A 12,681-nucleotide genomic window follows, 5' to 3' on the forward strand; every position below is an offset into this window, starting at 1 on the left:
ATACTCGTCACGGAAAGGACGAAGCGATGAGGCTTCAAAGCAAGATCGCCAGCACAGTAACCTTCGCGTTGGCTCTCGCTCTCACCGGCTGCAGCGGCAGCAACACCGGAGAGGGAGGCGAGAGCAGTGGAGAGCCGATCACCATCCTCGGTGCTTTCACCGACGCCCAAGCAGAAGCTTTCCAGGCGGACCTCGACAAGTGGTCAGAAACGTCCGGTATTGAGGTTACCTACGACGGCAACACCGACTTTCAGACGGCAGTCGTGTCCCGTGCTACCGCCGGGAACCCGCCGGACATCGCCATCTACCCTCAGCCCGGTGTGCTGAAAAGCCAGACCTCGAACCTGTACCCGCTGGAGGAACTGGGCATTGACGTGGAAGCCATCACGGCCGATGAAGCCAACGGTCTGGGCACGATCGCGCAAGTAGACGGTCAGACGTATGCGCTTCCATATTCGATCAATGTGAAGTCACTGGTCTGGTACAACCCGAGCGCGTTCGAGGCGGCAGGACTCACTGTGCCGACGACGGACGCCGAGCTCACGGAGTTGCAGCAAACCATTATTGAGCAGGATCTTGGCACCCCCTGGTGTGTGGGTCTGGAATCCGGCGCAGCAACCGGGTGGCCGGCAACCGATTGGCTCGAGGAGTACGTCCTGCGATACGGCGGGCTCGAGCAGTACAACGCCTGGATTGCCGGGGATGTGACCTTCGACAGTGATCTCGTCAAGCAAGCAGGCGACAAGGTCGCCAGCCAGCTGCTGGAAGACGGCAAGGTCAACGGTGGCGGTGCTGCGGCCGCAACCACGTCGTTCCAGACCGCCGGCAACCAGCTCTTCGCCGAAGGCAAGGACAACGGTCAGTGTTTCATGATGCGTCAGGGGTCGTTCATCTCGGACTTCTTCCCCGATGACATCAAGGCTCAGATCCAGGCTGGCGACCTGTCGAACATCGACTTCTTCCAGCTCCCCTCGCCCGAGGGAACCGACGTGGCGATGCTCGGCGGCGGTGATCTCGTCGGAGCGTTCACCAACTCCGATGAGACCAAGCAGGTCCTCGAATACCTCGTGAGCAAGGACTTCGGGACCAATGGATATGCCAGCCAGGCGATCTTCCTCTCCCCCCACAACGATTTCGACGCCTCGAACTACACCACGGAGTTCCAGAAGAAGGCACAGGAGCTTCTGTCCGAGTCCACGGTCTTCGGCTTCGATGCTTCCGACCAGATGCCAGGCGAAGTAGGCGCAGGCACCGAGTGGACGCAACTCACGAACTGGTTCTCGGGCCAGACCACCATGGAGGAAGCCTTCAAGGCCATCGACGCATCCTGGCCCGACCGGTAATCAGCGTCGGACCGGCGGCCGGGGTTTGTTCGCATCCCCGGCCGTCTCCCGGCATATCCTCACAACGACGTCAGGTGGTACGCGATGCCTATTTTCAGTGCACTCATCTCCGTGATCCTCGGACTCGGGGTCTCCTTGCTGATCTTCTGGAGCCTGAACTGGCTCGTTGAGAGGACCAACAACCGGTGGAAGACCCGGCTGCTGCCCTATGTTTTCCTCGCCCCGGTCTTCGTGCTTGTGTCGATCTTCCTCCTTTACCCGGCCCTGCGGACGGTCGTGCAGAGTTTCACGCAGACCAGTCAGCGGCGCGGTGAGGGCGACACTTTCGTCGGCCTTCAAAACTACAGCGAGCTGGTGACGGACCCCGGTTTCCTCGGGGTTCTGCTCAACAACCTCCTCTGGGTACTTGTCGTACCGGCCGTGAGCGTCATCATCGGCCTCACCGTGGCGATTCTCACGGACAAATTGGGTAAGCGCCGGGAAACGGCCTTCAAGTCCATGATCTTCCTGCCCATGGCCATCAGCGGTGTCGCAGCGGCCGTGACGTGGCGCTTCATCTACTTCTATGCGCCGCCGGGAAACCCGCAGATTTATCTGCTCAACGCCCTTTGGACGGGTGTCACCGGCCAGGACCCCGTCCCGTGGCTGACCTTGGACTCCGGACGCCTCAACAGTTTCCTCATCATGTGCATCGCCATATGGCTGCAGGTCGGCTTCGCGATGGTGCTCCTCTCCGCGGCCATTAAGGCCGTCCCGGAGGAAACCATCGAGGCCGCACGGCTCGACGGCGCGAGCGAGCGGCGGGCCTTCTTCCTGGTCATTGTTCCGCAGATTCGCGGCACGATCCTCGCGGTCTTCGTCACGGTGGTCATTTTCGTCATGAAGATCTTCGACATCATCTACGCGATGACCGGAGGCCAGTACAACACCAGTGTCCTCGCCGTGGATTTCTACTCCCAGCTGTTCAGCTTCCAGAATCCCGGCAAGGCAGCCGCCGTGGTCATTATCTTGATGATCGCTGTCGTGCCCCTCATCGTTTACCAGGTCCGCAGCTATAAAGCGCAGGAGGAACTCCGGTGACAGTTATCCCAACCCCCGTGGTGGATTCAGACCACCGCCCCAGGACGGTCAATATCCACCGGAAAAAACGACGCGTCAACGCCGCCGGCGAAGCCCAAAAACCTCACGTCCTCACCACCGTGATCATGGGCGTCATCGCCCTGGCGTGGCTCTTCCCCCTGATCGGCTTGCTCATCACGAGTTTCCGCACCAAGGCCGGAGTCGATGCCACCGGCTGGTGGACGGTCTTCGTTGACCCCTTCGGACAGGGTTGGACCGGGCAGAACTTCGTGGACGCGTGGGCTTCCCTGGACGTTGGCACCACCTTCTGGAACTCGGTCGCCGTCACCGTTCCCGCGACCGTCCTGCCGGTCATGATCGCGGCTATGGCCGCCTACGCCTTCACGTTCTTTCAGTTCCGCGGCAAGGAAATCTACTTCGGTATCGTCCTTGGTCTGATGGTCGTCCCGGTCCAACTGGCCATCATCCCCGTCCTTCAACTGTTCGTCTGGTTCGGGGAGACCACCGGTATCCAGATCATCGGCCAGTATCCGGCCGCGTGGATCGTCCACGCGACGTTCGCGATGCCTCTGGCCATCTACATGCTCCGCAATTACATGCAGACACTGCCTAACTCCCTCATCGAGGCAGCTAAAATTGACGGCGCAAGCCACTTCCAGATTTTTTGGAGGCTTATCGTCCCTATGTCCGTCCCCGCCCTGGCATCCTTCGCAATTTTTCAGTTCCTCTGGGTCTGGAACGACTTCCTCGTCGCGTACATCTTCATCCAGAGCGGACCCAATGCCGTGATGACCCAAGGCCTTTACACGCTGCTCGGACAATACGGACAGGGCTGGCAGCGCGTCGCCGCCGGATCCTTCATCACTCTCGTGGTGCCCCTACTCATCTTCTTCGGACTGCAGCGCTTCTTCGTACGCGGACTCACCGCGGGCAGTGTGAAGTAGCTCCGACGGGGCCCGCAGAACTACCACCAAAGCAGGCAGGGGAACTATGGCAACGATGGATGACGTGGCCGCCGTCGCTGGAGTGTCGGGTGCCACGGTATCCCGTGTGCTCAACGGAACAGGGGGCGTGAGCGTCTCCACAAAGCACAGGGTTGAAGCAGCCCTTACCAGCGTGGGCTACCACCACAACCGAGTCGCAGGGTCTCTCGCAGGCGGACGGACGATGATGATCGGTGTCGCCCTCCCATTTCAGGGCTTTCCGGCCTCCACGGTACTAGGTGTCGTCGTCCGCATAGCAGCCAACCATAATTATGCGGTCCTGGTCGGAGAGTCCGGCAATGACCCCTCGTCCAACCTAAGAACCCTGAACAGTTTCATTGAACGCCGCGTGGACGGCATCATCTTCGCCGCAGAGGAGGTCCTCGTACCACCAGAGCCACTGGTAGAAAAGGTTCCGCTCATATTTCTTGATCCCCGCCGCATAACTGGCTATCTCGCGCAATCTAACCCCACCGAGAACCGGGGAACCCTCAGCCTCCATGCGGCTCGAATGGGTAGGCAGAGCGCCGAACGCCTCCTGCAGGCGATCCAGCGAGACCCCAAGCCGGTGCTCTAACCAGCTGACCGATCTAACTCAGCCCGACAGGTACGCCCTCACAGTAGAAAGGCGAGTCTCGATGTCAACGCAAGAGGCCAGCGACGAGCCACAAACCTGCCCGCACTGCGGGCAAGTCCTGCATGACGAACCCGTCGTCGTCGATCACGCGCTACGCGTCGCACTGGCCTGCATCCAGCACGGCATCGCAACCATCGCAGACCCCTTCATCCCGTAATTCAGCTTCGCTGTCGTTGCCCCCAGGTCCTCACGATTGGACCTCCAACCACACCCTGGAAGACTGTGCCCTTCACTTCTCACATCCTGACCAAAGATCACATTCGGGCCGAGCTTTCTTCGATGCGCCACCCGACGACGTCGGACGCCAACTGGCAGTCCTTCCAGGCACGCTTTCGACACCGAGTTCCCCCGGCTACAGGCGCTGTTCCACCGCATCTACGGCCCCGGGGCGGACGGCGAGCCGCTGCAGGTGGCGCTCGACGCCGCGGCATCCTGGCAGGACCGGCCCGCGGGCCTCAAGGCTCTCGACGCATCCCGTGCCATGGCACCGGACTGGTTCTCCTCCCACCGGATGCTCGGCGGCGTCTGCCACGTGGATCTCTACGCCGGGGATCTCGTCGGCCTCCGGGCGCGGATCCCCTACTTCCGCGAGCTCGGCCTCACCTACCTGCACCTCATGCCGCTGTTCCGGGCGCCCGAGGAGAACTCCGACGGCGGGTATGCGGTCTTGAGCGCCGGCACGAGATCCCGGAGGGCACGGCCTGGGTCAACTACGTGCGCAGCCATGACGACATCGGCTGGACGTTCTCCGACGAAGATGCCGCCGAGCTCGGCATCAACGGCCACGACCACCGCCGCTTCCTCAACGCGTTCTACGTCGACCGGTTCCCCGACAACTTCGCGCGCGGCCTCCCGTTCCAGGACAACCCCCGCACCGGGGACTGCCGCGTTTCGGGCACCACGGCATCCCTCGCCGGACTCGAAGCCGGACTGGAGGCGGGCGACCCCGTTGAGTGCCGTGCCGCCGTCGCCCGGATCCTGCCCGCCCACTCAATCATCCCCAGCACCGGCGGCATCCCGCTGCTCTACCTCGGCGACGAAGTGGGCCAACTCAACGACTACGGCTACCTGGATGATCCGGCTAAGGCGGAGGACAGCCGGTGGGTCGGCCGGCCCACCTACCCCGCGGAGCGCTACGCGACCCGGCAGGACGCTGCGACGGACGCCGGAGCCATCTTTCCGCGGCTCCGCCACCTCATCGACGTCCGGAAGTGCACGCCGGAACTCGCCGGCGAACAGCTACTCCCCTTCCATACGAACAACGCCCACGTCCTCGGCTACCAGCGCCCCGGCCCGCCCGACGCGCTGGGAGAACCAGAACCGACCGTCGTCGTCCTCGCGAACTTCGCGGACACCCCGCAGCACATCAGCGCCGAGACACTCTCGGGCCTGCCGGGCACAGCACAGGAACTTATCGGTGGGCAGCAGGCATTCCTGAGCACGGGCATAACCCTCGAACCCCACGGCGTCCGCTGGTACCGAATCTAATGTTTCGTCTCGAGAAAGAATCAGTAATGACCTTCCATTTGTCCGTGGCGGACACGAGCGTCGTCATCGACGCATCTGCACCCGGGGTCCCGGCCATCCTGCACTGGGGACCGTCCCTGGGGGCTCTGAGTGAGCAGCACCTTTCAGCATTGGTGGCATCACTGGTGCCACAGCATGTTTCCGGGGGGCTCGATGTCCCGGCTCGACTGTCCGTCATGCCGCAGGAAGCGTTCGGCTGGCAGGGAACTCCAGGCTTCACTGGCCACCGCCAGGGCACACATATCTTTCCCGCGTTCCGCCTCACCTCGATTGAACAGACGGACGTAGATGGGGGTCAGCGCGTAGCGTTCACGGCCGATGATGAGGTCGCCGGTCTTCGCGCTAGCGGGTCGATCAGCCTCACCGCCGCTGGTGTTCTGCGCCAGCAGCTGTCGGTGACGAACACCGGTGAGTCCGACTACGAGGTGCGGTCCTTGCTGGCCGTTGTTCCCCTGCCGGATTCAGCGGTCGAGGTCCTGGACACAACCGGGCGTCATCTGCGTGAGCGGAGCCCGCAACGCTATGCGCTCACCCAAGGGAGCCACCGGAGGGAAAGCCGGCGTGGCAGGCCCGGCGCCGATGCCACCGTGGTGCTGGCTGCCGGCACTCGGTCCTTCGGATTCGAGACAGGTCTGGTGCACGCCGTGCACCTGGCCTGGAGTGGAAATCATCAACTCAGCGCCGAGAAGACTCCGACCGGTCAGGCCTTCCTCAGCGCCGGTGAACTGCTCCTCCCGGAAGAAATAATCCTTGCCCCCGGTGAAACCTATGCTGCCCCCGAGATGCTGGCCTCGTGGGGCAATGGGCTCAACGAGCTGTCCGCCCGCTTCCATGAGGAGGTCCGGGCGCGCCCGGTTCACCCCGTCAGACCCCGACCTGTCACCCTCAATACGTGGGAGGCCGTGTACTTCGACCACGACCTGGGACGTCTGACCCGTCTCGCGGATACGGCCGCTGCCTTGGGCGTAGAGCGGTTTGTCCTCGATGACGGCTGGTTCGATGGCCGTCGCGATGACACTTCGAGCCTGGGCGACTGGTTCGTCGACCCCGATGTCTGGCCCGACGGTTTGTCCCCGCTGATCGACCACGTGCGCGGCCTCGGCATGGAGTTCGGGCTCTGGTTCGAACCAGAGATGATCAACCTCGACTCCAAACTCGCAGAGGCCCATCCCGAATGGATCATTCAGGCCGAAGGCAGGCTCCCGATATCGGGCCGGCAGCAGCACGTCCTGAACCTGGCCATTCCCGAGGCGTACAACTACATCCTGGAGTGCATTGACTCCATCCTCAGCGCCCATGACATCGCCTACATCAAGTGGGACCACAACCGGGACCTGCTCGACTCAGCCGACGCGAGCACCGGGCGCCCCGTCGTCCACAGCAACGTCCAGGCCCTCTACCGCCTGATGCGCACCCTCAAGGACCGGCACCCCGGACTGGAGATCGAAAGCTGCGCCTCCGGTGGAGCCCGCGTGGACCTCGGCGTGCTCCAGCACACCGACCGTATCTGGACCAGTGACTGCATCGATCCGATCGAGCGCCTGACCATCCAGAAGTACACCGGGATCCTCCTACCGCCCGAACTCATGGGAATGCACATCAGCGGACCCACCTCCCACTCCACCGGACGCACCCACACCCTGCCCTTCCGGGCCGCGACCGCGATCTTCGGCCACTACGGCATCGAATGGGACATCTCGAAGCTCACCGCCACCGAGACCGAGCACCTCAAGGAGTGGATCGACCTTCACCTTCAATGGCGGGACATCCTCCACACCGGACACGTCGTCCACGCGGACCTGCCCGACCCGGCAATGGATCTCCGCGGAACCGTCGCGTCCGACAAGTCCGCTGCCCTCTTCGCCTACTCCCTCACCGCCTCCAGCGCGTCCTACCCACCAGGAAAACTCACCTTCCCGGGCCTCGACCCACACCGCGCCTACGCGGTGCGACTCTCCAGCCCCTACACATCCCTGCCCGGCAACGGCCAGTCACCCCTCGCCTGGGCAGAAGCGTCTCTGACAGGAAACCCCCTGGAACTTACCGGACGCACCCTCTCCCACGTCGGCATCCAGGCACCTGTCCTGTTCCCGGAGCAGTCCATCCTGATCGAGTTCCATACAGCCGGTGGGAGTGTCTAAGTGGCGGTGGGCTTGCGATCGACAACCAAGCGCCGTAGCGACTCCGAGCCCCGCCAATCAACCGTGAATAACCCCGCCATTTTGACGAAAGTTCACACTCTTGCTTCTGCTGCTGAGTGTTCTATGGACGGTCGTTCTTGATGCATTACCTCGGGATATCTAGCAGCAGCGTCTTCACCTGTTTGGCAAAGCGGTTCCCGGCTGGGAGAGTGCCGGACTAATTCCCTCGCACCGGGCCGCGGCAGCGCGCCGGGGTTTGGTGGGGAGGGGTGTGGGGCAAGTGACGAGCGCGGGGACAGTCCAGGGTGCGGCGCTCTGATGGTGACTTCCGGGGCCTTGCGCTTAGCTATGCTCCATTGATCGGGCGACTTCGATGAGGATTCGCGTGCAGTCGATGGTGTCGGTGATGCTCGCCCATTCGACATCGGCGTGGGCGCCTTCTCCGCCGGGACCGAAAAGGACTGTCGGGATCCCGCGGGAGGCGATGAAGGCGGAATCGGCCCAGTAGCTCATACCGACGACGTCAGGGCTGCCGCTCCGCACACCCGTGTATGCGCCGGCGAGGGCGGTTACGAGCGGGTGATCGACCGAAGTTTCGAGCGGCGGGCGGCACATCGTGGTGCGTGCTTCGGCGACGAACTGCCCGTCCGCCTCAGAGCATTCCTTCAGCAGCCGGCGGATGCCGTCTTCAACGTCCTCAACACTCTGGCTTGGGAGTGTGCGGTGCTCGATGGTTACGAGGCAGCGTTCGGGGATGGTTGAGGCTTCCTGTCCGCCCTGAATGAGCGAGGCATGCACGATCGAGGGCCCAAGGAGCGGGTGAGCCCTGGTGGCGAGGGAAGCGTTGAGACGCTCGAGGCCAGTCAGTAAGGCCCCGGTTCTGGCGATCGCGTCGACGCCGAGGTGGGGGCGTGAGCCGTGCGCGGCGACGCCTTTGACCTCGATCTCGGTCCAGACGAATCCGCGGTGCGCGACGCCGATGGCCATCTCTGTTGGCTCCGTGACGATTGCGGCGTCTGCTTCGAGGCGTCCCAGGATGCGCTGGATGCCGAGGCTGCCGTGCTCCTCGTCCGCGACCGCGGCAACGACCACGTTGACGCCGATGCCCTGCCGTGCAACTTCCCGGCACGCGATGAGCGCGGCGGCGAGGCCGGCCTTCATGTCGTAGGCGCCGCGCCCGTAGAGGCAGTCGCCCTCGATCCGCGGTTCGAGCGGGTCCGCCATGGCACCGAAGCCCACGGTGTCCAGGTGCCCGCACAGGAGCAGCGTGGGGAAACCTGCGTGTGGGGGTCCGCTACGAAGGAGGACGCTCGGTCTTCCGTCTTTGTCGTCGATGATGTCGGCGGACAGCCCCTGGTCCACCGCCCATTGACTGAGGTGGGCTGCGATCGCGGACTCCCCGTTCCCATCCGGCGCGAGGGAGGGGTTGACCGAGGGGATCCTGACCAGGTCCTGGAGGAGTCGGGTGACCTCGTTGCCGAGAGTGTCCATTGTCAGCGCCGTCCTTCGTTCGCCGCCGCGCCTTCGGTGCTCAGCAGGACGACGCATGCGTCGGGGCCGAGACCGAGGATCTCGGCGCCCTCGGGGGCGGCCCAGGCGGCGGTGAGTCCGGCAAGCGACGCGGCACCGCATGGTCCGACGGGGATGCCCTCTTGATGAAGGAATTCGAGGGCCTGCTGGGCCTCGGAGTCGGTGACCCCGATTGCCGCGTCGAGGCTTGCATGAATGGGAGGCCAGGCTGTTGCGGACACCGTTCCGCAGTTCAGCCCGGTCATGGAGGTCGGGGCTGAGGTGTCCACGCTGACGGGCCGACTGGCGGCGAGGGACGCGGTGACGCAAGCGGCGGTTGCGGGTTCGACGGCCAGGACACTCGGCCGGATGAGTCTGTCCGCGGCACGGTAGTGCTGGAGGGCTGCCTGCAGGAGGGACCCGACCCCGGTCGGCACGGCCACGGTCGTGGCCGGTTCGGGAAGCTGTTGATCGATCTCGGCGAACAGCGTGGAGTAGCCGTCGATGATCCAGGCGGGGGTTTCCTCGTAGCCCTGCCATGCCGTGTCCTGGATGAGCAGCTCGCGCCCTGTTGTCTCGGCCGCTGCGAGGGCTACGGCGTTGTCGTAGATGACACCGGTGTCGATGACGGTGGCGCCCTCCCCACGGATGGCTTCCGCGGTGCTTTCCGGCAGGCCGCCCGGGACGTAGATCCGGGCGGGCAGGTCCAGGAGGCGGGCCATGTAAGCCAGCGCGCGGCCGTGGTTGCCGTCGGTGGCGGTAATGAGTGTGGTCCGATTGTCGGCCGCCAGGGTTTGGAGTTCCTGCAGTGTCCGTGCCGGGGGTTTGCCCGCCGTGGCGCTGATCGCCCGGTTCACGGCCCAGGAGGCGCCGAGGACTTTGAAGGCGGGCAGGCCCAGGCGGTCGGATTCGTCCTTGACCCAGACCGAGGCGACGCCCCAGCGTTCAGCCAGGGTCGGCACTGGAATGAGGGGGCTGGGGGCGTAGCCGGGCATGCTGCGGTGGAACTCCGACGCAGGGGTGGGCTCGTCTGCGAAGACCCAGGGTTCGGGGCGCCGAGTGAAGGACCAAGGGCGAACGGTGACGGTCATGCGCTCAGCTCCAGCATGGTCTTTGCCAAGACGGAGATGCCGGCCGCGCAGTCCTCGGGGGTTGAGTATTCGCGGGGGTTGTAGCTGATGCCGTCGTACTGGCCGCGGACGAAGATCATCGCTGTCGGGGTGATGGCGGCCATCTCCTGGGCGTCGTGCCCGGCGCCTGACGTCAGGCGCATGGTGTCAAAGCCATGGGTGTCGGCCGAGGCATCGATCACGTCCTGAATCTCGTTACTGAAGGATACGGCCCGGGTCCTGGCCACGCGCCTGGCCTCCACGCGCAGGCCAGGCTGGGTTTCGGGCAGCGCGGCGAAGAACTCCTCCAGATCAGCCTCCGCCTTGGCCATGAGGGTGTCGTCGGGGTTGCGCAAGTCAACAGTGATCTCTGCAAGATCCGGGACGACGCTGGGAAGGCCGGGCGATGCGCGGATGTGCCCAACGGTGGCGCGCAGCTGGCCATACTCGCCGGAGTTCACCATGCGGCGGGCCTCGACAATGATCTGGGCGGCGGCAAGGCCTGCGTCGATGCGCAGCCCGATCGGGGTAGTCCCGGCGTGGGCGGCGCGGCCGTGGAGGGTCACCTTCTGCCAGGAGATCGCCTGCACCCCGGTGACGACGCCTACGGCGTAGCCCTCCTGCGCAAGGACGGGGCCTTGCTCGATGTGGCATTCGACGTAGGCGTGCGGCGAGTCAAGCCGGACCGGGCGCGGTCCCTTGAATCCGATGCGCTCGAGCTCGTCGCCGAATCGCAGCCCACCCTCGTCGGCGAGATCATAGGCGTAGTCGAGGCTCAACCGCCCTGCAGCGACGGCTGAGCCGAGCATGTCCGTACTGAACCTCACGCCTTCTTCCTCGGTCCAGGCGGCGATCACGATCGGGCGGCGGGTCTGAATCCCGGCGTCATTGAGCGAGCGGACCACCTCGAGGGCGCCGAGGACGCCGAGGCATCCATCGAAGGCGCCTGCAGTGGCCACTGTGTCGATGTGCGAACCGGCCATCAACGCATCCAGACAAGGTTCAAGGCCTTCGCGCCGGCCGAAGATGTTGCCCATCTCGTCGATGCTCACCTCGAGGCCGGCCTCTTCCATCCATAAGATGATGAGGCGGCGCCCCTCGCGGTCTCCATCGGTGAGGGCTTGCCGGTTGATACCGACGAGACCCGTCGCCTGATCGTCGTACGCCCCAATTTCGGCCAGATCCATCAGGAACTTCCACAGCCGGTTGCCGTCGATCGCCAGCTGGTCGGGTGCGACGCTGGCACTGGGAACAGTCGTCATGTTCTTCTCCTCTGGAGAGGTTATGAGTGCGTTTCACTGATGACGGTACGGATCAGCAGTCATGCCGTCGATAAGATGGTTTCCATCACCTGTGATGAATTATTTGCATGAATCGGAGTTGCGGATGTACAGCGTGAACAGACTGAGGCTGCTGCGGGAAGTGAGCATTCGGGGAACGCTGGCAGCCGCAGCGCAGGCGCTGGGATACAACCCGTCATCGGTTTCACATCAACTGCGACTACTCGAGGACGAAGCCGGCGTTCGACTCCTTGAACCGGTCGGACGGAAGGTCAGGCTCACGCAGGAGGCACACATCCTCGTCCGGCACACCGAAGGCATACTCCAGCACCTGGAGAGCGCAGAGGCAGAAATTTCCCTGACGCAGCAAGTCGTGCGTGGAACGGTGCGCGTCGCCTCGTTTCAGACCGCCAACCACACACTAATTCCTCCGGCACTGACGTCCCTCAAAGCAGAGCACCCCAACCTCCAGGTCTGCGTCGCGCATATCTCCGCGGAACTGGCGGTACCGGCGCTGCTCGCACGCGACTTCGACATCGTGCTTCAAGAGGAATATCCCGCTCACCCGAGGCCCGCCGTCGAAGGGGCTGAAATCACGACCATCGGCATGGATCCACTTCTGCTCCTCACACCGGCGGACGAGCGATCAGCACGTTTGGAAGACCTTACCGACCGGCACTGGGTCATGGAGCCTCAGGGCACGCAGGCGAGAAGCTGGGCTGAAGCCCAATGCCGAGGTGCCGGTTTCGAGCCCCGAATCGCCTACGAGTCCTCCGATGTGTTGCTCCATGTCCGGCTCGTAGCCGCCGGCCTCGCCGTCGGCCTCGTCCCCGGGCTCGCCCTGGCCGCATCTGACGCGCGAAGCGTGCGGGCCCATCCGTTGCAGAACGAACCCGCACGCCGGATTGTGACCGCAGTCCGCCGGGGCGGTGGCCACGCACCTGCCATAGCCGCGGTGCGCCAGCAAGTCAGCCGAACAGCAGTACAGCAAATAACTGGTTGATGCAGCCTGTTTCTCGGACATGGGAGTACCAACCACCACCCCGCAATGGCGAAACAGCGTGGATTACCC

11 protein-coding genes and 1 pseudogene are annotated in these 12,681 nt (G+C 64.1%); 8 read left to right on the forward strand and 4 right to left on the reverse strand.

What is annotated here, in order from left to right; translation table 11 throughout:
• The first annotated feature begins 26 nt into the window (after window positions 1–26).
• The 5 genes from V6S67_RS19530 to V6S67_RS19550 all read left to right on the forward strand — a co-directional run bounded on the left by V6S67_RS19530 (window position 27) and on the right by V6S67_RS19550 (window position 4,200).
• Window positions 27–1,343, forward strand: a complete 1,317-nt coding sequence (locus V6S67_RS19530; protein WP_334211995.1) for an ABC transporter substrate-binding protein — start codon at window positions 27–29, stop codon at window positions 1,341–1,343.
• A gap of 111 nt (window positions 1,344–1,454) precedes the next feature.
• Window positions 1,455–2,423, forward strand: coding sequence for a carbohydrate ABC transporter permease (locus V6S67_RS19535; protein WP_334211996.1), 969 nt, complete (start codon window positions 1,455–1,457; stop codon window positions 2,421–2,423).
• On the forward strand, window positions 2,420–3,367 hold the full coding sequence (locus V6S67_RS19540) for a carbohydrate ABC transporter permease (protein ID WP_334211997.1): 948 nt from the start codon (window positions 2,420–2,422) through the stop codon (window positions 3,365–3,367). Before V6S67_RS19535 ends, V6S67_RS19540 begins: the two co-directional genes overlap by 4 nt.
• A 55-nt stretch (window positions 3,368–3,422) precedes the next feature.
• Window positions 3,423–3,983, forward strand: coding sequence for a LacI family DNA-binding transcriptional regulator (locus tag V6S67_RS19545; protein ID WP_334211998.1), 561 nt, complete (start codon window positions 3,423–3,425; stop codon window positions 3,981–3,983).
• Between the two features lie 61 nt (window positions 3,984–4,044).
• Window positions 4,045–4,200, forward strand: a complete 156-nt coding sequence (locus V6S67_RS19550; RefSeq protein ID WP_334211999.1) for a hypothetical protein — start codon at window positions 4,045–4,047, stop codon at window positions 4,198–4,200.
• A gap of 195 nt (window positions 4,201–4,395) precedes the next feature.
• Here V6S67_RS19550 and V6S67_RS20070 read toward each other — a convergent pair whose 3' ends face one another.
• The gene (locus V6S67_RS20070) at window positions 4,396–4,656 is read right to left on the reverse strand and encodes a hypothetical protein (protein ID WP_442884953.1); all 261 of its coding nucleotides are present in this window, start codon (window positions 4,654–4,656) and stop codon (window positions 4,396–4,398) included.
• A gap of 53 nt (window positions 4,657–4,709) precedes the next feature.
• On the opposite strand from V6S67_RS20070, the pseudogene V6S67_RS19555 reads away from it, so the two are divergent.
• A pseudogene (locus tag V6S67_RS19555) lies at window positions 4,710–5,531 on the forward strand (amylosucrase); the annotation flags it as partial.
• A 26-nt stretch (window positions 5,532–5,557) separates the two neighbouring features.
• Window positions 5,558–7,711: an alpha-galactosidase gene (locus V6S67_RS19560; protein ID WP_334212000.1), complete on the forward strand. Its 2,154-nt coding sequence runs from the start codon at window positions 5,558–5,560 to the stop codon at window positions 7,709–7,711.
• A gap of 342 nt (window positions 7,712–8,053) precedes the next feature.
• Here V6S67_RS19560 and V6S67_RS19565 read toward each other — a convergent pair whose 3' ends face one another.
• Genes V6S67_RS19565 through V6S67_RS19575 form a run of 3 tightly spaced genes read right to left on the reverse strand, consistent with a single transcriptional unit; the run spans window position 8,054 to window position 11,591 of the window.
• Window positions 8,054–9,202, reverse strand: coding sequence for a M20/M25/M40 family metallo-hydrolase (locus V6S67_RS19565; protein ID WP_334212001.1), 1,149 nt, complete (start codon window positions 9,200–9,202; stop codon window positions 8,054–8,056).
• 2 nt (window positions 9,203–9,204) lie between these two features.
• Entirely contained in the window at window positions 9,205–10,311 is a 1,107-nt protein-coding gene (locus V6S67_RS19570) for a diaminopropionate ammonia-lyase (protein ID WP_334212002.1), read from the reverse strand.
• Window positions 10,308–11,591, reverse strand: a complete 1,284-nt coding sequence (locus V6S67_RS19575) for a M20 family metallo-hydrolase (protein WP_334212003.1) — start codon at window positions 11,589–11,591, stop codon at window positions 10,308–10,310. The genes V6S67_RS19570 and V6S67_RS19575 overlap by 4 nt, the downstream gene beginning before the upstream one ends.
• Before the next feature lie 124 nt (window positions 11,592–11,715).
• Between V6S67_RS19575 and V6S67_RS19580 the strand changes: the two genes are divergently transcribed.
• Window positions 11,716–12,612 carry a LysR family transcriptional regulator gene (locus V6S67_RS19580; protein WP_334212004.1) on the forward strand — a complete coding sequence of 299 codons (897 nt, stop codon included), beginning with the start codon at window positions 11,716–11,718 and terminating at the stop codon, window positions 12,610–12,612.
• The last annotated feature ends 69 nt before the right edge of the window (window positions 12,613–12,681 follow it).

The organism is Arthrobacter sp. Soc17.1.1.1, assembly GCF_036867195.1.
Classification (GTDB): Bacteria; Actinomycetota; Actinomycetes; order Actinomycetales; family Micrococcaceae; genus Arthrobacter_D.

What these genes read in the sequence shown, in the direction of transcription:
- V6S67_RS19530 (WP_334211995.1), top strand. Translation starts at nt 27, where the DNA reads ATGAGGCTTCAAAGCAAGATCGCCAGCACAGTAACCTTCGCGTTGGCT.
- V6S67_RS19545 (WP_334211998.1), top strand. Translation starts at nt 3,423, where the DNA reads ATGGATGACGTGGCCGCCGTCGCTGGAGTGTCGGGTGCCACGGTATCC.
- V6S67_RS19550 (WP_334211999.1), top strand. Translation starts at nt 4,045, where the DNA reads ATGTCAACGCAAGAGGCCAGCGACGAGCCACAAACCTGCCCGCACTGC.
- V6S67_RS19560 (WP_334212000.1), top strand. Translation starts at nt 5,558, where the DNA reads ATGACCTTCCATTTGTCCGTGGCGGACACGAGCGTCGTCATCGACGCA.
- V6S67_RS19565 (WP_334212001.1), bottom strand. Translation starts at nt 9,202, where the DNA reads ATGGACACTCTCGGCAACGAGGTCACCCGACTCCTCCAGGACCTGGTC.
- V6S67_RS19570 (WP_334212002.1), bottom strand. Translation starts at nt 10,311, where the DNA reads ATGACCGTCACCGTTCGCCCTTGGTCCTTCACTCGGCGCCCCGAACCC.
- V6S67_RS19575 (WP_334212003.1), bottom strand. Translation starts at nt 11,591, where the DNA reads ATGACGACTGTTCCCAGTGCCAGCGTCGCACCCGACCAGCTGGCGATC.
- V6S67_RS19580 (WP_334212004.1), top strand. Translation starts at nt 11,716, where the DNA reads ATGTACAGCGTGAACAGACTGAGGCTGCTGCGGGAAGTGAGCATTCGG.